The organism is Pseudomonas sp. CDFA 610, assembly GCF_021147865.1.
Lineage (GTDB): Bacteria > Pseudomonadota > Gammaproteobacteria > Pseudomonadales > Pseudomonadaceae > Aquipseudomonas > Aquipseudomonas alliivorans.
On record NZ_JAGTPM010000013.1, the window covers coordinates 85,798 to 105,676 of the forward strand.

Here is a 19,879-nt window from a genome sequence, read left to right on the forward strand (position 1 = left end):
CTGGGGGTGCGTGGCGAGAGGTATTACAGACGGGATGTTTGTCGTGTAGGCATGTTCCGTAATCGCCGGATTTTTGATAAACGCTGAGGGATTTATTCAGGCCGGCTGTGCGGGGTTTGCTGGAATGTTTATTGTTGGCGAATGGTTAAACGCATTTTTAAACGCGATTTTTGAAAAAAAGTCTGTGGCAGAGGGGGGTGTTACGAGGGGAGTTTGTTGCTTGTGTCTATGCCAAGACACCCGCAACGCAGGTGTCTCGACACAGCAAACCGTCAATCAGCCTTTGAAGGCTGCAACCGATTTGGTGATTTCAGCGCGTGCGGCTTCTGCGTCGCCCCAGCCTTCGATCTTGACCCATTTGCCTTTTTCGAGATCCTTGTAGTTCTCGAAGAAGTGCTTGATCTGCTCAAGCAGCAGGGCTGGCAGGTCGGTGTATTCCTTGACGTCGACATACAGCTGGGACAGCTTGTCGTGCGGGACTGCGATGACTTTGGCATCACCGCCGCCGTCGTCGGTCATGTGCAGGATGCCGACCGGACGTGCGCGAATGACCGAACCTGGGGATACCGGGTACGGGGTCACGACCAGCACGTCGAGGGGGTCGCCGTCATCCGCCAGGGTGTTGGGAATGAAGCCATAGTTGGCTGGGTAAAACATTGGGGTGGCCATGAAACGATCAACGAACAGGCAATCGGAGTCTTTGTCGATTTCGTACTTGATCGGCGCGTGGTTGGCCGGGATTTCGATCGCGACGTAGATGTCGTTCGGAAGGTCTTTGCCCGCCGGAATCTTGCTGTAGCTCATTGGGCTTTGCCCCCGTAGTTGACCAGACAGATTTTGGCGCGAACCGCCAAAAAGTGGTCCGGATTATAGGCATATTCTGTTTTCGTTGCCATGCACGGGGTTTGGCGATGGTGTGATCAGTCAGTGGGCCTTGTAGGCGGGGTCCTGTGTCTGCAACGCAAGCAGTCGCGCCAGGGTGTCCTGACGGTAGAAGGCTTTGAGCTGTTGGTACACATCGGGGTAGCTGGCGTGCAGCAGGTCAGGGGCGCTGAAGAAGTATTCGCTGGTAACGGCAAAGAATTCGGCCGGATCCTGCGCCGCATAGGGGTCGATAGCGGTTTCCGCGTCGGGGTTCAGGTCGAGCTGGCGGTTGAGGTCGTCGAAGGCGCTCTGCATGGCGCTGGCCCACTCGGTGATGCGCATGTCGCTGTGCAGCGGAGGCAGGCCGTTGGCATCCCCGTTGAGCATGTCGAGCTTGTGTGCCAGTTCGTGGATCACCAGATTGTAGGCGTCCCAGTCACCGCTCGATAACACACCCGGCCAGGCGAGAATGACCGGCCCTTGCAGCCAGGCCTCGCCGCTGTGTTCGCCATCCCATTCGTGTTCAATGCCGCTGGCGTCGCGATGCCGCTGTGGGCTGACGAAGTCGTCAGGGTAAAGCACGATCTCGTGAAAGCCCTGATACCAGTTCAGATCGCCAAGGTTCAGCAGCGGCAGTTGCGCCTGTGCGGCGAGAAACAGCCGGTGTTCATCGTCCAGTTCCACACCCGGCAGCGCGGTCAGGTGTTTGTCGTGCAGAAACAGCACGCAGGCATCGCGCAACTGGGCTTCCTGTTCGGCGCTCAGGCCATCGAGGATCGGCAGGTGCTGGCGGACGGTTTGCCACAGCTCAGCGGGAACCGGATTCTTCGCCAGCGTGCGCTGCCTGCGCCAGTTGCTGAATGACCACATGGGTCAGCTGACGTCGACGGAGCGGCCTGTGCGGCTGCGCACGACGCCGATGATCATCGGCAGCAGGGAGAGCGCAATGATTGCCAGCACCAGGAACGTCAGGTTCTGCTTGATGAACGGTACGTTGCCGAAGAAGAAGCCCAGCGTGACCAGACTGCCCACCCACAGCACCGAGCCCAGCACGCTGAAGCCCACAAAGCGCGGGTACGACATGCGGCCGACGCCCGCCACGAAGGGCGCAAAGGTGCGAATGATCGGCAGAAAACGTGCGAGCGTGACGGTCTTGCCACCGTGACGCTCGTAGAAAACCTGAGTCCGCAGCAGGTAGTCGCGACGGAAAATCTTCGATTTTGAGTTGCTGAACAGCTTTTCACCGGCTGTGCGGCCGATGATGTAGTTGGTGCTGTCGCCCAGTATCGCCGCCAGCATTAACAGTCCGGCGAGCAGAACCGGGTCCATGCCGCCGCCTGCTGCTACGGCACCTGCTATGAACAGCAAGGAATCGCCCGGCAGGAACGGCATGATCACCAGGCCGGTCTCGCAGAAAATCACCAGGAACAGAATCGCGTAAATCCACGTGCCGTAGTTGGTCACCAGCATGTCGAGGTAAACATCGAGATGCAGGATGAGGTCGAGCGGGTTGAATTCCATTGAAGCACCTGAGGCGAGAACCCTGAGCCGGGTCGCATGCGGAAGAAACTACGTGTGCAGTGTGCGCGGCATTATAGAAGGAGAATGCAGGCAGGGAACCGCAAGATTTCAATAGAGATGTTACAACTGTTGCGAGACAAGGATACGGGCGAGCAAACCCGGGGGAATTGCGGTTTGCTCGCGAACAGGATCAACGGTCCGAATTGATCGGCAGCACGTAGTTCTTGAACTGAGTGTCTTCCTTGAAACCAATCGATTCGTAGACCTTTTGCGCCACGTCATTGTTGCTGCTGGTCGACACGCGCATGCGCACGGCCTGGGTTTCCTTGGCCATTTTCTTGGCTTCTTTCATCAAGTGGTCGGCGACCAATTGTCTACGGGCGTCTTCGGCGACGTAGATGTCGTTGAGAATCCAGACGCGTTTGAGCGACAGCGAGGAGTAGCTGGGATAGAGCTGGCAGAAGCCCAACAGCCTGTTCTCGTCATCTTTCGCCAGCGCAAGATAAATCACTGATTCTGCGCGGCGCAGGCGTTTCTCCAGAAAGTCCCGCGACGAGTCGGGGAATGGCAGCTCGCCGTAGAATTCGCGGTATTTGACGAACAACGGGCAGAGCAGGTCAAGGTGTTCAAGCGTGGCTTGGATGATCCGCATGGTCGGGCCTCAACTTCACTATGGGCTAATGCAATGCGCCAGGATGGTCACCGCGATGCTGACTGGCGGCTTTAGAAAGCGCAATCTAATGCGGGTCGTCCGGGCCCGCGAGCAGGAAATTGCCGGTGCGTCTGGTCAGGTTGTCGGCGGTCTCGTCGGATTCCACAGTCTTGAGTTCCGCTTCGTCCTTGAGTTTTACCCCTGACACCTGGCGGCGACAGGCCTCGCGCATCAAGTACAGCAGTCGATGGGCTGCCATGCCGTAGCTCAGGCCTTCCAGCCGGATGTTGGAAATGCAATTGCGGTGCGCATCGTTGAGTCCGACTTTCGGCGCGTAGGTGAAATACAGCCCCAGGCTGTCGGGAGAGCTGAGGCCGGGGCGCTCGCCGATGAGGATCACTACCATCTTTGCACTCAGCAGTTCGCCGATTTCGTCGGCGACGGCCACGCGGCCCTGTTCCACCATGATCACAGGCGACAGCGTCCAGCCTTCTGCTTCAGCCTGTTCCTCCAGGCGCACCAGAAAGGGCACCGCGTGGCGATGAACGGCCAACGCCGACAGGCCGTCGGCCACCACTATCGCCAGATCGAGCCCGCCCGGATGAGCGGCTGCGTAATCGCGCAACTGGCTGGCAGATTCATCGTTCAGGCGTCTTCCCAGATCCGGCCGTTGCAGGTAATTGTCACGGTCAGCGGCTGCGCTATGCAATAACAGGGTTTCGCGGCCTTTTTCAGCCAATTGGGCACTGATACCTGCATGATCGAACGCCAGATGCACTGCGTCGCGTGCCTGGGCATGTGCCAGTTGGAAGTCCAGTTGCGCGGAGGTCGGCAGACTGGTGCCGGTGCGGCCCAGCGCGATACGGGCCGATGTCAGACGACGCAGTTCCAGCCAGGGATTGGGCGGCGTGGCGTCCGGATTTGTTTCAGTGCTTTCCAGTTCATTCACAGGCCGTTCCCTCATGCCAGATGCGCCAGGGCGTGACGGAAGGCGGGTGGCAGGCTGTCGCCGAAACGCACCCGTCCGTCGGCCTGAGTGAAGATGCCCATTTTTTCCAGCCAGGCTTCGTATTCCGGCGCTGGCCGCAGGCCCAGGCTCTGCCTGGCATACAGCGCGTCGTGGAACGAAGTGGTCTGGTAGTTGAGCATAATGTCGTCGGAGCCGGGGATGCCCATGATGAAGTTGATCCCGGCCACGCCCAGCAGTGTGAGCAGCGTGTCCATGTCGTCCTGATCGGCTTCGGCATGATTGGTGTAGCAGATGTCGCAGCCCATCGGCACGCCCAGCAATTTGCCGCAGAAGTGGTCTTCAAGCCCGGCGCGGATGATCTGTTTGCCGTTGTACAGGTACTCCGGGCCGATGAAACCGACCACAGTATTGACCAGAAACGGATTGAAATGCCGCGCAACGGCGTAGGCGCGGGTTTCGCAAGTCTGTTGATCGACACCGTGGTGCGCGTTTGCCGAGAGCGCGCTGCCTTGTCCAGTCTCGAAATACATCAGGTTCTGCCCGAGCGTACCCCGGTTCAGGCTCAGGCCCGCTTCGTAACCTTCCTGCAACAGCTTGAGATTGATACCGAAACTGGCGTTGGCAGCTTCGGTGCCAGTGATCGACTGGAACACCAGATCCACCGGCACGCCGCGGTTGATCACTTCGATGGACGTCGTGACGTGAGTCAGCACGCAGGACTGGGTCGGAATTTCGTAGCGCTGGACGATGGCGTCGAGCATTTCCAGCAAGGCGATGATGGACGAGGTGCTGTCGGTGGCCGGGTTGATACCGATCATGGCGTCGCCGTTGCCGTACAGCAGTCCGTCCAGCACGCTGGCTGCGATACCGGACGGGTCGTCGGTAGGGTGATTGGGTTGCAGGCGGGTCGACAGGCGACCACGCAGGCCGATGGTGTTACGAAAGCGCGTGACGACGCGAATTTTCTGCGCCACCAGTACCAGATCCTGTACGCGCATGATCTTCGAAACGGCAGCGGCCATTTCCGGCGTCAGCCCTGGCGCCAGTGCTCGCAGGCTGATTTCGTCGGCCTGATCGCTGAGCAGCCAGTCACGAAAGCCGCCGACGGTCAGATGGCTGACGGGGGCAAAAGCCAGCGTGTCGTGGGTATCGATGATCAGGCGCGTGACTTCGTCGTCTTCGTAAGGAATCAACGCTTCTTCAAGAAAATGCTTGAGCGGGATGTTCGCCAGCGCCATTTGCGCGGCTACACGCTCGCCGTCGTTCTGCGCTGCGACTTCGGCCAGAAAATCGCCGGAACGTGCAGGGCTGGCCTTGGCCATGACTGCTTTGAGGCTGTCGAAGCGGTACGTCTGCGCGCCGACAGAATGAGAAAAGCTCGCCATACAGATTCTCCATGACGTCCCGCTGCTCGCGTCGGACGTGGTCTTTCGGTCGAACCGGTGACGTCCCGGTTCAAACGACTGTGGGAAGCTATGTAAGCAATTAATACTCCATCCTGAGGATGAGTGCGAGTTTGCAGGGTGTAGCGGGTGGGCCTGACTGGCGATGCGTTATGTCGGGGCATTGATCGGTGACAGCGTGCACGACGATGGGGCGGGCTGCATGCCCACGCGAACGTGGGCATGATCATCCCGTCAGTGGATCAGAAGAACCCCAGCGGATGGGTGTCGTAGCTCACCAGCAAATTTTTGGTCTGCTGATAGTGCTCGAGCGCAACCTTGTGGGTTTCGCGGCCGACGCCGGATTTTTTGTAGCCGCCGAACGCCGCATGCGCAGGGTAGAGGTGGTAGCAGTTGGTCCAGACGCGACCAGCCTTGATGGCACGGCCCACGCGGTATGCGCGGTTGATGTCGCGGGTCCAGAGGCCGGCACCCAGGCCGAACTCGGTGTCGTTGGCGATTGCCACGGCTTCGGCTTCGTCCTTGAAGGTCGTGACGCTGACTACCGGGCCGAAGATTTCTTCCTGGAACACGCGCATCTTGTTGTTGCCTTTGAGCAACGTCGGCTGGATGTAATAGCCGCTCGACAGATCACCTTCCAGCTTCTCGACCTTGCCGCCGGTCAACAGCTCCGCGCCTTCGCCCTTGGCGATATCGAGGTACGAAAGAATCTTGTCGAACTGCTGCTCGGACGCCTGAGCGCCGACCATGGTGTCGGTGTCCAGCGGATCACCTCGCTTGATCTTCTCGACCTTGCGCATCACCGCTTCCATGAACTGTGGATAAATCGATTCCTGAACCAGTGCGCGGGACGGGCAGGTGCAGACTTCGCCCTGATTGAAGAACGCCAGCACCAGGCCTTCGGCAGCTTTCTCGATGAACTCCGGTTCGGCGCTCATGATGTCTTCGAAGAAGATGTTCGGCGATTTGCCGCCCAGCTCCACGGTGGACGGGATGATGTTGTCCGCCGCCAGCTTCATGATGTGCGAGCCGACCGGGGTCGAGCCGGTAAAGGCAATCTTGGCGATGCGCTTGCTGCTCGCAAGAGCTTCGCCTGCTTCACGGCCATAACCCTGCACGATGTTCAGCACGCCGGGTGGCAGCAGATCGCCGATCAGTTCGATAAGCACGCTGATGCCCAGCGGGGTCTGCTCGGCAGGTTTGAGCACGATGCAGTTGCCGGCCGCCAGTGCAGGCGCAAGCTTCCAGGCCGCCATCAGGATCGGGAAGTTCCACGGGATGATCTGCCCGACCACGCCCAGCGGCTCATGGATGTGATACGCGACGGTGTTGCCGTCGATCTCGGCAGCGCTGCCTTCCTGCGCGCGCAGCACACCGGCAAAGTAGCGGAAGTGGTCGGCGGCCAGCGGAATGTCGGCGTTGAGGGTTTCGCGAATCGCCTTGCCGTTGTCCCAGGTTTCGGTGATGGCCAGGGTTTCCAGATTGGCTTCGATGCGGTCTGCGATCTTCAGCAGGACCAGCGAGCGGGCCTGCACCGAGGTCGAGCCCCAGGCTTGGGCGGCTGCGTGGGCGGCGTCGAGCGCCTTTTCGATATCTTCTGCCGTGGAGCGGGGGAATTCGGCGATGGCCTTGCCGGTAACCGGCGAGGTGTTGGTGAAATACTGACCTTTGACCGGGGCGACGAACTCGCCGCCGATGTAGTTACCGTAGCGTTCCTTGAAGTTGACGATGGCGCCTTCGGTACCGGGATGAGCGTAACGCATGGTATGTCTCCTGGTTCTTGTTTTGAGGAAGTCTGTATCGATTCAGCTTTCAAACATCTGGCAGCAGGTTATCAAGAGTAGGCTATTTGCCGCGCCTTCGGGACCTGAACTTTAGCCTCATGTCTGCGGCCTCGACCAGACCCCAGGCGACAGGATCGCGGACAAACTCTGGGTGCCATTTCACCCTCCCTACGTTAACCTGCCGGGATGTTCTGAGAGGTTGGTCATGCATATTCATATCCTTGGTATCTGCGGCACGTTCATGGGTTCGCTGGCGGTGCTCGCCAAAGAGTCGGGCCATCGGGTTACGGGCTCCGACGCCAACGTCTATCCACCCATGAGTACGCAGCTCGAAGCCCAGGGCATCGAACTGACCCAGGGTTACGACCCTGCGCAGCTTGACCCTGCGCCGGACCTGATCGTGATCGGCAACGCCCTGTCGCGTGGTAACCCTGCGGTCGAGTATGTCCTGAATAAAGGCCTGCCTTATGTGTCCGGCCCGCAATGGCTGGCCGACCATGTGTTGCAAGGTCGCTGGGTTCTTGCCGTGGCGGGCACGCACGGCAAGACCACCACCAGCAGCATGCTGGCCTGGGTGCTGGAGCACGCAGGCATGAGTCCCGGCTTCCTGATTGGCGGTGTCCCGCAGAACTTCGCGGTCTCGGCGCGTCTGGGTGATACACCCTTCTTTGTGGTCGAAGCCGACGAGTACGACAGCGCGTTCTTCGACAAGCGTTCCAAGTTTGTCCACTACCGTCCGCGCACGGCAATCCTCAACAACCTTGAGTTCGATCACGCGGACATCTTCCCGGATCTTCCCGCCATCGAGCGTCAGTTCCATCACCTTGTGCGTACCATTCCGAGCGAAGGTCTGGTGATTCATCCGACCACAGAGCCCGCGTTGGCACGCGTCATCGGGATGGGCTGCTGGACGCCTGTGCAGACCACCGGACATGGCGGTCAATGGCAGGCCCGTCTGTTGAGCGAAGACGGCTCGCGCTTTGAGGTGATCTTTGAAGAGCAGGTGCAGGGCACGGTCGAGTGGGACATGACAGGCCAGCATAATGTGGCCAATGCCTTGGCGACCCTGGCAGCCGCCCGTCATGTGGGCGTGGTGCCTGCTCAGGGCGTCGAGGCCCTCAGTGCGTTCAAGAGCGTCAAGCGGCGCATGGAGAAGGTTGCCGACGTACATGGCATCACGATCTATGACGACTTCGCCCACCACCCGACTGCAATTGCCACGACGCTGGACGGTCTGCGCAAGAAGGTCGGCGACGCTCCGATCATTGCCGTTATCGAGCCGCGTTCCAACTCCATGAAGCTCGGCGCGCACCGCGACGGCCTGCCCGAAAGCGTTCAGCAGGCCGATCAGGTGGTCTGGTACGCGCCTGCCAATCTGGGCTGGGACCTGGGCGCGACTGCGGCTGAATGCACGGTGCCTGCGGTGGTTTGCGATTCGCTTGAAGCAATCATTGCGCGGGTCAAGAGCCAGGCACAACCGGGCACGCATATCGTGATCATGAGCAACGGCGGCTTCGGCGGCCTGCATGGCAAACTGGCCGAGGCTTTGAAATGAGCGGGCCTGAACGCATCACGGTCGCCATGACCGGCGCCTCGGGCGCGCAATATGGTCTGCGTCTGCTGGACTGTCTGGTGCGTGAAGATCGGGAAGTACACTTCCTGATCTCCAAGGCGGCGCAATTGGTCATGGCGACCGAAACCGATGTGCGCCTGCCGCCCAAGCCGATGATGATGCAGGCGTTCCTCACCGAGTACACCGGTGCGGCGGCGGGGCAGATTCGGGTCTATGGGCGCGATGACTGGATGTCGCCGGTGGCCTCGGGGTCGGGCTCGCCCAGCGCAATGGTAGTGGTGCCCTGTTCGACCGGCACGCTGTCGGCGATTGCGACCGGGGCCTGCAACAACCTGATCGAGCGTGCGGCCGACGTGACGCTCAAGGAGCGACGCCAGTTGATTCTGGTGCCACGCGAGGCACCGTTCTCCAGCATTCACCTTGAGAACATGCTCAAGCTGTCGAACATGGGCGCAGTGATCCTTCCCGCGTCCCCCGGCTTCTATCATCAGCCGCAGACCATTGATGATCTGGTGGATTTCGTGGTCGCACGGATTCTCAATCTGCTGAACGTGCCGCAGGACATGCTGCCGCGTTGGGGTGAGCACCATGTCGGTGGCGATGAATAAACTGCTGGTGATTGTGCTGGCGCTGGTCATGACCGGCTGCGCCACCGCACGCACGCTCAATGCTGCCAAGCCTGGCGCGCCGGTGGTTTATGCCGGAACGCGGCTGAACCTCTATGCACTGCAGGGCGGTTGCTGTGCGACCGACCGTTTCGGGGCTGAAGCGCCGAGCTATCCCGGGCTGGATCTGCCAGGCAGTGCGTTGCTCGATACCTTGCTGCTGCCCTTATCTGTGCTGACCGCGCTAGGGTTCGGCGTTCAGGCCACAGGCGGGCTTTGACAGTCGTTGAATTTATTGATCGTGCCGATGCTCTGCGTCTGCATGCAGTCCGTAACGATCAGTGATTTCCTTATTTCCCCAGCTTGCGCAGCTCATCCGACTCGACGACCCGTTCGCCATCCTGCTCTTCCAGCGCCAGTCGCCACAGTGCGCGGGCCAGTTGGCAGGCTTCGATGGCGCCGTATTTGCCGGGAATCAGCTTGGCGATCGGCGCGGCCAGTTGCTCGGCCCAGCGGGTTTCCGGGCGATTGCCGACCAGCAGGGAAGGGCGGGCGATGGTCAGTTGCGGCCAGTCCTGCGCCCTGAGCGCCTGCTCCATCTCGCCTTTGATGCGGTTGTAAAAGACACTGGATTTGACATCGGCACCGACCGCGCTGATGACCAGCAGGTGCCGGGCACCCAGTTCACGCGCTCGTCTGGCAAACGCAACGACCAGATCCAGGTCGACCGCCTTGAATGCATCCTGCGAGCCCGCCTGTTTGATGGTCGTACCCAGACAGCAGAATGCGATGTCCACCCGGCCACCCAGCGATGGCAGTAATGTGCTCAGGTCGCCGACCGGATTTTCAAGGCGAGGATGCTCCGCCAGTGCCCGGCGTGTGGGGGCCAGAACGCGGCTGACGGTAGGTTCGTTGAGCAGACGGTCCAGCAGATGTTCGCCGGTCAGGCCCGTGGCGCCTGCGAGCAGGATGTGTTGCGGCGTCAAGTACATAATGTTTCTCCCTTGATACGGATAAGCCTAGCGGCTACTCGAGGTCTTCGCTTCCTTGCGAGTCAACGTCGTGTTCAGCGCGCGTTCTGCCTGATTCTTGCGCAGCAGTTGCCAGCGGGCAATGACGCCTTTGGGTGCCCAGATCTGCGGCTCTGATGCTTCGAAGTTGTCTTCGGTTTCACGTCGTGCAACGTAGGCTTTGGCCTCATTGAATGCCTGCTGCAAGTCATCGGTTTCGACCAGGGCTTTACCGAATAGTGCATCGCCAAAATAGGTGAAGTCGGCCTCTTCCGAACAGCCGAAGGAAACGCGGTCAGCGCGGGACGCGGTCATGACCACCGTTCGCTCGTCTTTGAGGTCCGGTATGAAACCGCCTGAATAACAGGCCGAGATCACTACAACCTTGTCGCGATTTTTCAGCGGTGCCAGTGCGGCGGCCAGTGCGTCGGCAGGCAGGTCGGCCAGCGACAGACGCGGCTGGTCGAGCACCAGTTCATGGTCCTGTGTGCCGTGGCTGGTCAGGTAGATGAAGATCAGGTCTTCAGGACCGGTGCGCTGCGCCAGCGTTTGCACGGCGCGGGTAATGGTCTCGCGGGTCGCCATCGGCCGGTCATCCATGTGGTCGCGATGATTGACCAGACTGATCTGCCCGACTGCGCCAAAGCGCGTGGCCAGCAGGTTGCTCACATAGTCCGCTTCACGCATGAACACGCTTTGCTTGCCGTCGCCGCCCACCACCAGGCTGTACAGTTCGGGGGCGGCGGTAGAGGCGGGCACGGCAGACAGCGCCTTCTCCAGCAGCGAACCCTGAGCAAGCAAGCCTGTTTCCAATGCGTCTGGCAACAACTTGCCCTTGGCGTCACGGATGCGTTGACCGTTGGCCCAGATACCGCGTTGGACCGTGCCGTCAGCCGTCGTCAGAACGCCTTCGCCCTGATAGGTGTCATCGGCAAACTCACCGACATAGGAACTTCCATCGGGCAGGTGCAGAGTTCCCTGGCCTGCGAAGCGCCAGTTATCGAAGCTGCCCTGATAGCGGCTGCCGTCGGAGCCGAGCAACTCGCCCTTGCCGGTCAGCGCGCCTTCCTTGAACTCTCCGCTCCAGACGTCACCGTCACTGTTTTCATAGCGACCCTGTCCGTCGAGCTGACTGTTGCGAAAGCGGCCGACGTATTGATCGCCGTCAGCGCTGGTGAAGCTGCCGTTGCCCTGCAACTGGCCATCAACGAACATCCCGCTGTACTGATTGCCGCTGGCATCACTGCGTATGCCTTCGCCGTTGGGTTTGCCGTTGGCGAACAGGCCCTGATACTGACTGCCGTCTTCCATCTCCAGGCGGCCCGGGCCGTCATACAGCCCTTGCTTGAACTGGCCGCGATATAACAGGCCCTTGTCTTTCTGGGTGCCTTCGCCGTCGCGTTGACCCAGCCTGAAGCCGCCGACATAGCTGGCACCGCTGCTGGTGGTGAGCTTGCCCTGGCCATTGAACAAGCCTTGTTCGAAGCCGCCTTTGTAGATGTCGCCATTGCTGGCATGCAACTCGCCGATGCCTTGCCTCTGGCCGCGATCAAACTGGCCTTCGTACCAACTGCCGTTGGGGTAATCGATCCGACCATAACCTTGCAGCACGCCGTCTACCAGGTCACCGCGGTAACGCCCGCCATCGGCCAGACGGCCATCGGGGGGCAGCAGTGATTCGCCATCACCGCAACCTGCGATCAAGAGTGTCAAAGCCAGTGGGGCGAGCGCGCGCATGTGAGATCCCGGAAGAGTGATTCAGGATTGAGCGTGGCTCTGCTTATGCAGATGTTATGTCTCAACCGTCGGCGAGTATGCCGCAGTGAGTAACGGGTACGAAACAGTCTGTTACGACTGTTTCGTTTTTCAGACGTGTTACACGAAGCACATCGACAGTGGCTCGGCGACAAACGCCGGTTTTTCCTGGCCTTCGATCTCCATGGTCGTGGTCGCCTTGAGCAGCCACTGGCCGGGTTTTTTCTCGGTAGCGTCAGTCAGCTCAACCTTCAGGCGCACACGGGAATTGACCAGCACTGGCTGAACGAAGCGCACGGTATCCAGTCCGTAGTTGATCACCATCTTCATACCGTCGGGCAGAACCAGCAGATCACCCATCAGCTTGGGGATCAGCGACAGCGTGAGAAAGCCGTGGGCAATGGTTGCGCCGAACGGTGTGTGGGCGGCCTTGACCGGATCGACATGGATGAACTGAAAATCCCCTGTTGCCTCGGCGAACAGATTGATTCGTTCCTGATCGATGGTCAGCCAGTCGGAACATCCCAGTTCCTTGCCGATGTAGTTCTTGAGTTCTGTAACCGGTACAAAAGGCATTTCACTCTCCTTGTCATGTGATGTTGTAGCGTAATGCCGATGCCTGCGTAGGACATTGCCTGCGGGCGAACCACAAGATCAGCAGAGGGTTGCGGGTTGGTCAAGGAAGGTCATGCACGCGAATACCTGCACATAGGCACTGGCGCGTCATGTTTATAATGCGGCCGAGAAATCGCCGGATCTTTCTAGTGTGCTGGAGTGCTCATGTTGCTACGGGGTTTGACCTGGCTGGTGCTGTTCCAATTGTTGGGGACAGCGCTCAACCATCTGTTTCTATCGATACTGCCAGGGCCGATCATCGGTCTGGTACTGCTCATGGCGTTTCTGATGACGCGCGGTGAGGTGAGCGAGCCCATCAGCATGGCGGCCAGCAGCCTGCTGCGTTACCTGCCGCTGCTGCTGGTGCCGCCCGCAGTGGGTGTAATGGTGTATGCGGCAGCCATTGCCGAAGATTTCTGGGCCATTTTCGGCACCCTGTCACTGTCGTTGATGATTTCCCTGACGTTCGCCGGCTGGCTGATGCAGAAGCTCATCGAACGTCAGGCTCGCCGTCGGGAGCCGTCATGAGTCTGGACTGGCACGGCGCATGGGGCTCGGTGATCCATCACCCGCTATTCGGAATCGCCATCACGCTGGGCGCCTATCAACTGGCCATGGCCGCTTACGAGAAAACCCGCTGGCTGTTTCTGCAGCCGGTGCTGGTCTCGATGCTGGTGGTGATCGGCATCCTGCTGACGTGCGGACTGGATTACACCGAATACCGTAAAAGCACTGAAATACTGGGGATTCTGCTGGGCCCGGCCACGGTCGCTCTGGCTGTGCCGCTTTATCTGAATCTGCGTCGCATTCGGCAGTTGTTATGGCCCACCTTGACTACGCTGGTGATTGGCGGCGTTTTTGCCACAGGTCTTTGTGTCGGACTGGGTCTGTTGTTCGGGGCCGATCACATGATTCTGATGACGATGGCGCCCAAATCGGTGACCTCGCCCATTGCCATGCTGGTCGCGGAGCAGATGGGTGGCGTCGCCGCGCTGGCGGCGGTATTTGTATTGATTACCGGCGTTTTCGGTGCCATTTTCGGGCCCGGCCTGCTGTCGCTGGCGGGTGTCGAGAATCAGGCTGCCCGGGGTATGGCCCTGGGCCTGACGGCGCATGCGGTCGGTACTTCCGTTGCGCTGCAGGAAGGCGAGGAGTCGGGGGCGTTCGCCGCATTGGCGATGAGCCTGATGGGGGTTGCGACGGCAGTGTTTCTGCCGTTGGCGATGTCGTTGGTCGTTTGAGGGGGCTTTTTATGACGTTGCCTTTGTTTCCATTGAACGCTGTGCTGTTTCCGGGGTGCGTGCTCGACCTGCAACTGTTCGAGGCGCGTTACCTGGACATGATCGGCCGCTGCATGAAGCAGGGCGCAGGGTTCGGTGTGGTGTGCATCACCCAGGGCAGTGAAACGGGGTCTGCTCCGGGCGGCTACTCGCTGATCGGCTGCGAAGCGCTGGTTCAGGACTTTCAGCAGCAGGACAACGGTCTGCTGGGCATTCGGGTCGTCGGCGCACGGCGCTTTCGCGTGGTGGCCGCAGAGGTGCAGCGCGATCAGTTGCTGGTGGCAGAGGTAGAGTGGCTGGACGAGCCCGAAGAGCGCCCGTTGCAGGAAGAGGATGCCGATCTGGTTGCGCTGCTCGAAGCGCTGGCCGAACACCCGATGGTTGCGTCGCTGAACATGGGCGTCAGCGCTACGGGTCAACAGTCGCTGTCCAACCAGTTGGCTTACCTGCTGCCGTTTACCGAAGAAGACAAGATCGAACTGCTGGAAATCGACGATCCCGAAGAGCGCCTGGATGCCATTCAGGAATTGCTGGATGAGATGCAGGGTGATTTGCAGGCTTGAGCCTGTGGCGTCTCGCAGTAGATCGCGAGCTGCGGGAGGCGGCTTGCCGGCGAAGCGGTATCTGAAGCGCCTGATCAGTGACTGATCTGCGGCAATCGCCGGCAAGCCGCCCCGCAAGTTTTGCGTCTATCCAGCACCATCAATACTGATAACGCAGCACGCCATGCGACAGAGCGTGCACCGCAAACGTGCCGAGCAGCGCGGTCAGCGCCGGGATGATCAGCCACCACACTTTGGGTGACATGGCTGGCAGCGGCTCGTTGCGCTGGATGATCGCAAGGCTTGCAGCGCAGATGCAGAACGCCAACAGCATGCCCGCCAGAATATCCGTTGGCCAATGCACGCCCAGATACACGCGTGACAAGGCAATCGCCAGCGCCGGGATCCCGAAGACCAGCAACCAGGTCAGGCGCAGTCGCACCGGCTGGCCGCGTCCGGCCAGTACCGCAACGGTCATGAACAGGGCGAAAGCTGCTGAACTGTGCCCGCTCGGCATGCTGTAAGTGGTGAGCGGCTCGAGCAGGACTTCCGGGCGAGCCCGCGCGAAAAATGCTTTCAACGTGCCATTCGCCATAGCGGTGCCCAGCGTGGTCGCCAGCGCGAATGCTGCATGACGCCACTGTCTGGCGATCAATAAAACAATGATCAACAGCGCAGCGGCCAACAGCTGGGCTTTGAAATCGCCGATGCTGGTGACCAGCACCACAATGTGCTGCGTCGTCTCGCTGCGGTGCTCCTGCACCAGCGTCATCAGCCCATTATCGAAATCCGTCAGGTACGGCCAGCCAATGAATAGCGCGGCGACCAGCGCAAGACTGATCAGGGAAATGACTTTGGTCGCGTAGCGTTTCTGACGAATGCTGCTTTGAATACTCAGGCCGAACAGCAATGCCAGGCCTGCGCCGACAAAGGCTGCCTCTGTCCAGAAGCCTTCTGGCAACGGTAGCCGGATGGCCGCGCCGGCTGCCCAGCCCGGCATCAGGTAAGCAATCGACCAACCAGCTGCAGCCACCACGCTCACCGCCGCAAATCGTGGGAACGGCATGTCGCACATGCCCGCAATCATTGGCAGCATCGGCCGCAGCGGGCCAATGAAGCGTCCCACCAGCAGGCTGGCGATGCCGTATTTGTGGAAATAGGATTCCGCGCCAGTCATCCATTCCGGGTGCGTGCGCAGCCCCGGCAACTGGCGGATGCTCTGATGGAAGCGGCGGCCTATGAAGTACGACACCGCGTCACCCAGTAACCCGCCGAGAAAACCCAGCAGCAACACCTCGCTCAACGGCAGGATGCCGCTGCCAGCCAGTGCGGCGATGGCAAACATGATGACCGTGCCCGGCACGACGATGCCGACAATCGCGACGCACTCTATGAATGCGACTACAAAGATCGCGACGGCGACCCACGAAGGGTTTGCCGTCAGCCAGCCGGTCATGCCATTGAGCAGATCGCCCATGGGTCAGTTTCCTTGATCGAGAAGTAAGTAGTCGCGGCCTTCGACCTGACCGCGTCTGAGAGGGTTCCGCGTACAGAATCGGGCGTAATCGGCATCGACGAAACGGTACATCAGGTGCTCATCGCGCCCGGCGGGAATGCCGAGTCGAGTGGTCTGGATGATACGGGGCGGGTGCTCGCCGACATCCTCGACCAGCAGCCTCAGTGGGTCGAAACGCTTTGCGTCCCACATCGGCACTTTCAGTCCCAGTGCCTTGCACAACAGTGTCTGGCCTGCACACAGTCGCTGTGGTGGGCGAATGGCACCGCTGGCATCAGGGTTGTTCAACTGCATTTGCGCCAGCGCATTTTCGTCGCTGTCCGGGTCGGTCCAGGGGTACGCCGACTTGATCAGCACCGCGTTGCCCGGCCCTTCGGCACTGAAGTTCAGTGAGTCGCCGCCCCGGGCGTAATACATGTAAATGTGCCCGCCTTCGAGAAACAGTGCCTTGCGTTTCTCGGTGTAGCCCAGCGAGGCGTGGCTGCCTTTCTCGGCGCAGTAGTAGGCTTCGGTTTCGATGATGCGCGCGGCGAGCCACAGCTCGCCGACCTTGTGCCGGATGACCTTGCCCAGCAGCTCGCGCGCCAGGGTCTGGGCATCGCGATGAAAAAAGCTGTCGGGAAGTGCGGTCGGCATAGGCTGGCAACTGAAAAAGGTGGCTGCCGATAATAACAAGCGCTGCTTGAATTGCAGCTGAATGTGTCATGACGGCTGACTTTGTTGTTTCTGAAAGTGACTGGACCCAGACGCGCCTGATGCACGTCATGGCGGCATCTCGACCGTTGCAAATGGCGACAGTTGCAGAAAAGTGCGCACTGTTATCGACCATCCGCCTGTCTGCGCTGTCGTTCGAGCGGCACGACAGCTATAATCGGCCGCTTTCCTCTCTGCCAAGACCACTGAGACCATGACTGAGTCCGTTCTTGACTACATGACCCGTCTGGGTCGCGCCGCCCGCGAAGCTTCGCGAGTGATCGGCCGTGCCAGCACCGCGCAGAAAAACCGCGCCTTGCTGGCCACTGCTGCCGCTCTGGACGAAGCGCGTGCCGAGCTGTCCGCCGCCAATGCGCTGGACCTGGCCAACGGTCAGGCCAACGGTCTCGAGCCTGCGATGCTGGAGCGTCTGGCCCTGACCCCCGCCCGCATCGACGGCATGATCGTCGGGTTGCGTCAGGTCGCCGGTCTGCCGGATCCGGTCGGCGCGATTCGTGACATGAGTTATCGGCCGTCCGGTATCCAGGTCGGCAAGATGCGCGTGCCTCTGGGTGTTGTGGGCATCATTTACGAGTCGCGTCCGAACGTCACCATCGATGCGGCCAGCCTGTGCCTGAAGTCGGGTAACGCAACCATCCTGCGTGGCGGTTCCGAGGCCATTCATTCCAATCGCGCTATTGCTGCCTGCATCGAGCGTGGTCTGGCTGATGCCGGGCTGCCCGCGGCTGTGGTGCAAGTGGTCGAAACCACTGACCGTGCTGCCGTGGGTGCGCTGATCACCATGCCTGAATACGTGGACGTCATCGTCCCGCGTGGCGGCAAGGGTTTGATCGAACGCGTCAGCCGTGACGCCCGGGTGCCGGTCATCAAGCATCTGGATGGCATCTGTCACGTTTACGTGAGTGCCCATGCCGATCTGGCGAAGGCGCAGAAGATCGCGTTCAACGCCAAGACCTATCGCTACGGTATCTGCGGCGCGATGGAGACCCTTCTGGTCGATCAGACGGTTGCCGCCGAGTTTCTGCCGCCGATGGCTGCGCAGTTCCGCGAAAAGGGCGTCGAGCTGCGTGGTTGCGAGCGCACCCGCGAGCTGATCGACGTGGTGGCGGCAACCGAAGAGGACTGGCACACCGAGTATCTGGCGGCGATCCTGTCGATTCGTATCGTCACCGGTCTGGATGAGGCGATCGAGCACATCAACCATTATGGCTCGCATCACAGTGATGCCATCGTTTCCGATCATCAGGGTCAGACGCGCCGGTTCATGGCTGAGGTCGACTCGAGTTCGGTGATGGTCAATGCGCCGACCTCCTTTGCCGACGGCTTCGAATACGGGCTGGGTGCCGAGATCGGCATTTCTACTGATAAGCTGCACGCCCGCGGACCGGTGGGCCTGGAAGGGCTGACCTGCGAGAAGTACATCGTGATCGGTGACGGTCAACTGCGCGGACAAGCCTGACTTGAGCGAGCCCATGACAACGCTGCCCAGACGTATCGGCATGCTTGGGGGCACGTTCGATCCGGTTCATATCGGCCATTTGCGCGGTGCGCTGGAAGTGGCTGAACTGCTGGAACTCGATGAGTTGCGCCTGACGCCCAGCGCCAGGCCTCCGCATCGCGACATGCCGAGTGTCACGGCTGAGGATCGTCTGGCGATGGTCCGCAGCGCAGTGCAAGGCGTGTCACCCCTGACGGTGGATGACCGTGAACTGAAACGGGACAAACCGTCGTATACCCTCGACACCCTGGAATCGATGCGCGCCGAACTGGCGCCTCGGGACCAGTTGTTTCTGTTGCTGGGTTGGGATGCCTTTTGCGGGCTGCCCTCCTGGCATCGGTGGGAAGAATTGCTGGAGCACTGCCATATCGTGGTGCTGCAACGCCCGGATGCGGACAGCGAGTCGCCGGATGCCATGCGCAATCTGCTGGCGGCACGCGCAGTCAGCGATCCGAAAGCCCTGAAAGGGCCGGGCGGCAACATTACATTCGTCTGGCAGACGCCTTTATCGGTGTCTGCCACCCAGATCCGTCAACTGCTGGCCAGCGGTAAGTCGGTACGTTTTCTGGTGCCAGACGCGGTACTGGCCTATATCGATGCGCACGGGCTTTACCGTGCGCCGAACACGGATGGGTCGCCCTGAAACTGCTTTTTACAGATAAGCGTTTGGGCGCTCCCACACATACGAGCTGAATGAGTTTTATATGACAAAGCAAAAAATGAGCAGTGAAGAAGTCGTCGCCGTGGCAACCGCCGCACTGGAAGACGTCAAGGGCGCAGACATTCTGTCCATCGATGTGCGTGACAAGACCAGCATCGCCGACTACATGCTGATCTGCACCGGTACGTCCAATCGCCAGCTCAATGCACTGGTCGACAGCGTTCGCGAGAAGGTCAAGGCTGCCGGTCTCATGCCGCTGAGCGAAGAAGGCAAGGGCGACAGCGATTGGGTCCTGCTGGACCTGGGCGACGTTATCGTTCACGTGATGACTGCCGCCGCACGCCAGTTCTATGACCTGGAACGTCTGTGGCAAGGTGCCGAGCAAAGCCGCGCTGCCAGCGCTGCGCACCACACTCCGGGTAACGAATAAGGCATTATCGTGCGTTTGCGTCTGATCGCCGTTGGTTCGCGCATGCCCAAGTGGGTGGAAGAAGGTTGGCATGAGTATGCCAAGCGGATGCCGTCCGAGCTTGCGCTTGAACTGGTGGAAATTCCGCTCAATACCCGTGGCAAGAACGCCGACGTCGCGCGCTTTATCCGTCAGGAAGGCGAAGCGATGCTGGCGAAGGTCCAGCCGGGCGAGCGCATTGTCACGCTGGAAGTGCAGGGCAAGCCGTGGAGCACCGAACAGCTGGCGGTCGAACTTGATCGCTGGCGTCTGGATGCACGCACGGTCAATCTGATGGTGGGCGGTCCCGAGGGGCTGGCGCCGGAAGTCTGTGCCCGCAGCGAGCAGCGCTGGTCGCTGTCGCCGCTGACCTTGCCGCATCCGCTGGTGCGTATCCTGATCGGTGAGCAGATGTATCGCGCCTGGACCGTTCTGTCCGGGCACCCTTATCACAAGTAGCATCGTTTT

The 19,879-nt window shown here is 60.3% G+C and carries 22 protein-coding genes; 10 read left to right on the forward strand and 12 right to left on the reverse strand.

The genetic code is table 11. The annotated features are described in order from the left end of the window. Nucleotides 1–276: 276 nt before the first annotated feature. The 7 genes from ppa to exaC form a co-directional block, all read right to left on the reverse strand. Entirely contained in the window at nucleotides 277–804 is a 528-nt protein-coding gene (ppa, locus tag KDX39_RS23035; RefSeq protein WP_184323538.1) for an inorganic diphosphatase, read from the reverse strand. 120 nt (nucleotides 805–924) lie between these two features. Next, nucleotides 925–1,734, reverse strand: coding sequence for a zinc-dependent peptidase (locus KDX39_RS23040; protein WP_231661905.1), 810 nt, complete (start codon nucleotides 1,732–1,734; stop codon nucleotides 925–927). Between the two features lie 3 nt (nucleotides 1,735–1,737). Further along, a complete protein-coding gene (locus tag KDX39_RS23045) occupies nucleotides 1,738–2,385 on the reverse strand; it encodes a DedA family protein (protein ID WP_231661906.1) in 648 nt (215 codons plus the stop codon). 190 nt (nucleotides 2,386–2,575) lie between these two features. Continuing rightward, nucleotides 2,576–3,037, reverse strand: coding sequence for a GNAT family N-acetyltransferase (locus tag KDX39_RS23050; protein WP_099227114.1), 462 nt, complete (start codon nucleotides 3,035–3,037; stop codon nucleotides 2,576–2,578). Nucleotides 3,038–3,122: 85 nt separating this feature from the next. Beyond that, on the reverse strand, nucleotides 3,123–4,001 hold the full coding sequence (gene eutC, locus KDX39_RS23055) for an ethanolamine ammonia-lyase subunit EutC (RefSeq protein WP_231661907.1): 879 nt from the start codon (nucleotides 3,999–4,001) through the stop codon (nucleotides 3,123–3,125). Continuing rightward, nucleotides 3,998–5,392 (reverse strand): ethanolamine ammonia-lyase subunit EutB, encoded by a 1,395-nt coding sequence (locus KDX39_RS23060; protein WP_231661908.1) that lies wholly within the window; start codon nucleotides 5,390–5,392, stop codon nucleotides 3,998–4,000. The genes eutC and KDX39_RS23060 overlap by 4 nt, the downstream gene beginning before the upstream one ends. 260 nt (nucleotides 5,393–5,652) lie before the next feature. Then, entirely contained in the window at nucleotides 5,653–7,173 is a 1,521-nt protein-coding gene (exaC, locus tag KDX39_RS23065; protein ID WP_231661909.1) for an acetaldehyde dehydrogenase ExaC, read from the reverse strand. 226 nt (nucleotides 7,174–7,399) lie between these two features. Here exaC and mpl point away from each other — a divergent pair, with 226 nt between their 5' ends. The 3 genes from mpl to KDX39_RS23080 are packed head-to-tail and all read left to right on the forward strand — an operon-like array spanning nucleotide 7,400 to nucleotide 9,652. Next, a complete protein-coding gene (gene mpl / locus KDX39_RS23070) occupies nucleotides 7,400–8,749 on the forward strand; it encodes a UDP-N-acetylmuramate:L-alanyl-gamma-D-glutamyl-meso-diaminopimelate ligase (RefSeq protein WP_231661910.1) in 1,350 nt (449 codons plus the stop codon). Then, on the forward strand, nucleotides 8,746–9,375 hold the full coding sequence (gene ubiX / locus KDX39_RS23075) for a flavin prenyltransferase UbiX (protein ID WP_073168627.1): 630 nt from the start codon (nucleotides 8,746–8,748) through the stop codon (nucleotides 9,373–9,375). The genes mpl and ubiX overlap by 4 nt, the downstream gene beginning before the upstream one ends. Next, nucleotides 9,368–9,652 (forward strand): YceK/YidQ family lipoprotein, encoded by a 285-nt coding sequence (locus KDX39_RS23080; protein ID WP_231661911.1) that lies wholly within the window; start codon nucleotides 9,368–9,370, stop codon nucleotides 9,650–9,652. Before ubiX ends, KDX39_RS23080 begins: the two co-directional genes overlap by 8 nt. 70 nt (nucleotides 9,653–9,722) lie before the next feature. Here the strand turns inward: KDX39_RS23080 and KDX39_RS23085 are convergent, their stop codons facing one another. From KDX39_RS23085 to KDX39_RS23095, 3 genes are all read right to left on the reverse strand, one after another. Further along, complete coding sequence (locus KDX39_RS23085) at nucleotides 9,723–10,364, reverse strand: oxidoreductase (RefSeq protein WP_231661912.1); 642 nt, start codon at nucleotides 10,362–10,364, stop codon at nucleotides 9,723–9,725. Nucleotides 10,365–10,391: 27 nt separating this feature from the next. Continuing rightward, entirely contained in the window at nucleotides 10,392–12,119 is a 1,728-nt protein-coding gene (locus KDX39_RS23090; protein ID WP_231661913.1) for a C13 family peptidase, read from the reverse strand. Between the two features lie 138 nt (nucleotides 12,120–12,257). After that, the gene (locus KDX39_RS23095; RefSeq protein ID WP_099227106.1) at nucleotides 12,258–12,713 is read right to left on the reverse strand and encodes a MaoC family dehydratase; all 456 of its coding nucleotides are present in this window, start codon (nucleotides 12,711–12,713) and stop codon (nucleotides 12,258–12,260) included. A gap of 204 nt (nucleotides 12,714–12,917) precedes the next feature. Here KDX39_RS23095 and KDX39_RS23100 point away from each other — a divergent pair, with 204 nt between their 5' ends. From KDX39_RS23100 to KDX39_RS23110, 3 genes are read left to right on the forward strand one after another with little or no spacing between them, the layout of a single operon-like run. Then, nucleotides 12,918–13,280 (forward strand): CidA/LrgA family protein, encoded by a 363-nt coding sequence (locus KDX39_RS23100; protein ID WP_099227105.1) that lies wholly within the window; start codon nucleotides 12,918–12,920, stop codon nucleotides 13,278–13,280. Between the two features lie 2 nt (nucleotides 13,281–13,282). Further along, entirely contained in the window at nucleotides 13,283–13,993 is a 711-nt protein-coding gene (locus KDX39_RS23105) for an LrgB family protein (protein ID WP_231661987.1), read from the forward strand. 11 nt (nucleotides 13,994–14,004) lie between these two features. Continuing rightward, nucleotides 14,005–14,595, forward strand: a complete 591-nt coding sequence (locus KDX39_RS23110) for an LON peptidase substrate-binding domain-containing protein (RefSeq protein ID WP_099227103.1) — start codon at nucleotides 14,005–14,007, stop codon at nucleotides 14,593–14,595. Between the two features lie 139 nt (nucleotides 14,596–14,734). Here the strand turns inward: KDX39_RS23110 and KDX39_RS23115 are convergent, their stop codons facing one another. Together KDX39_RS23115 and KDX39_RS23120 are read right to left on the reverse strand one after the other, a co-directional pair. After that, entirely contained in the window at nucleotides 14,735–16,051 is a 1,317-nt protein-coding gene (locus KDX39_RS23115) for a bifunctional DedA family/phosphatase PAP2 family protein (RefSeq protein ID WP_231661914.1), read from the reverse strand. 3 nt (nucleotides 16,052–16,054) lie between these two features. Further along, nucleotides 16,055–16,726, reverse strand: coding sequence for a DNA-3-methyladenine glycosylase (locus KDX39_RS23120; protein ID WP_231661915.1), 672 nt, complete (start codon nucleotides 16,724–16,726; stop codon nucleotides 16,055–16,057). 271 nt (nucleotides 16,727–16,997) lie between these two features. On the opposite strand from KDX39_RS23120, the gene KDX39_RS23125 reads away from it, so the two are divergent. The 4 genes from KDX39_RS23125 (at nucleotide 16,998) to rlmH (ending at nucleotide 19,870) form a co-directional block, all read left to right on the forward strand. After that, nucleotides 16,998–18,263: a glutamate-5-semialdehyde dehydrogenase gene (locus KDX39_RS23125; RefSeq protein ID WP_231661916.1), complete on the forward strand. Its 1,266-nt coding sequence runs from the start codon at nucleotides 16,998–17,000 to the stop codon at nucleotides 18,261–18,263. Between the two features lie 22 nt (nucleotides 18,264–18,285). Beyond that, nucleotides 18,286–18,945, forward strand: coding sequence for a nicotinate-nucleotide adenylyltransferase (nadD, locus tag KDX39_RS23130; RefSeq protein WP_184323570.1), 660 nt, complete (start codon nucleotides 18,286–18,288; stop codon nucleotides 18,943–18,945). 61 nt (nucleotides 18,946–19,006) lie between these two features. Continuing rightward, a complete protein-coding gene (rsfS, locus tag KDX39_RS23135; protein WP_004885856.1) occupies nucleotides 19,007–19,393 on the forward strand; it encodes a ribosome silencing factor in 387 nt (128 codons plus the stop codon). A gap of 9 nt (nucleotides 19,394–19,402) precedes the next feature. Next, a complete protein-coding gene (rlmH, locus tag KDX39_RS23140) occupies nucleotides 19,403–19,870 on the forward strand; it encodes a 23S rRNA (pseudouridine(1915)-N(3))-methyltransferase RlmH (protein ID WP_003313894.1) in 468 nt (155 codons plus the stop codon). Nucleotides 19,871–19,879: the final 9 nt, after the last annotated feature.

Coding starts and splice junctions, on each gene's coding strand:
- ppa (WP_184323538.1), bottom strand. CDS start 804: ATGAGCTACAGCAAGATTCCGGCGGGCAAAGACCTTCCGAACGACATC.
- KDX39_RS23090 (WP_231661913.1), bottom strand. CDS start 12,119: ATGCGCGCGCTCGCCCCACTGGCTTTGACACTCTTGATCGCAGGTTGC.
- KDX39_RS23045 (WP_231661906.1), bottom strand. CDS start 2,385: ATGGAATTCAACCCGCTCGACCTCATCCTGCATCTCGATGTTTACCTC.
- KDX39_RS23125 (WP_231661916.1), top strand. CDS start 16,998: ATGACTGAGTCCGTTCTTGACTACATGACCCGTCTGGGTCGCGCCGCC.
- KDX39_RS23060 (WP_231661908.1), bottom strand. CDS start 5,392: ATGGCGAGCTTTTCTCATTCTGTCGGCGCGCAGACGTACCGCTTCGAC.
- KDX39_RS23050 (WP_099227114.1), bottom strand. CDS start 3,037: ATGCGGATCATCCAAGCCACGCTTGAACACCTTGACCTGCTCTGCCCG.
- mpl (WP_231661910.1), top strand. CDS start 7,400: ATGCATATTCATATCCTTGGTATCTGCGGCACGTTCATGGGTTCGCTG.
- KDX39_RS23080 (WP_231661911.1), top strand. CDS start 9,368: ATGAATAAACTGCTGGTGATTGTGCTGGCGCTGGTCATGACCGGCTGC.
- KDX39_RS23095 (WP_099227106.1), bottom strand. CDS start 12,713: ATGCCTTTTGTACCGGTTACAGAACTCAAGAACTACATCGGCAAGGAA.
- KDX39_RS23040 (WP_231661905.1), bottom strand. CDS start 1,734: ATGTGGTCATTCAGCAACTGGCGCAGGCAGCGCACGCTGGCGAAGAAT.
- exaC (WP_231661909.1), bottom strand. CDS start 7,173: ATGCGTTACGCTCATCCCGGTACCGAAGGCGCCATCGTCAACTTCAAG.
- KDX39_RS23110 (WP_099227103.1), top strand. CDS start 14,005: ATGACGTTGCCTTTGTTTCCATTGAACGCTGTGCTGTTTCCGGGGTGC.
- KDX39_RS23085 (WP_231661912.1), bottom strand. CDS start 10,364: ATGTACTTGACGCCGCAACACATCCTGCTCGCAGGCGCCACGGGCCTG.
- eutC (WP_231661907.1), bottom strand. CDS start 4,001: ATGAGGGAACGGCCTGTGAATGAACTGGAAAGCACTGAAACAAATCCG.
- ubiX (WP_073168627.1), top strand. CDS start 8,746: ATGAGCGGGCCTGAACGCATCACGGTCGCCATGACCGGCGCCTCGGGC.
- KDX39_RS23100 (WP_099227105.1), top strand. CDS start 12,918: ATGTTGCTACGGGGTTTGACCTGGCTGGTGCTGTTCCAATTGTTGGGG.
- KDX39_RS23120 (WP_231661915.1), bottom strand. CDS start 16,726: ATGCCGACCGCACTTCCCGACAGCTTTTTTCATCGCGATGCCCAGACC.
- rsfS (WP_004885856.1), top strand. CDS start 19,007: ATGACAAAGCAAAAAATGAGCAGTGAAGAAGTCGTCGCCGTGGCAACC.
- KDX39_RS23115 (WP_231661914.1), bottom strand. CDS start 16,051: ATGGGCGATCTGCTCAATGGCATGACCGGCTGGCTGACGGCAAACCCT.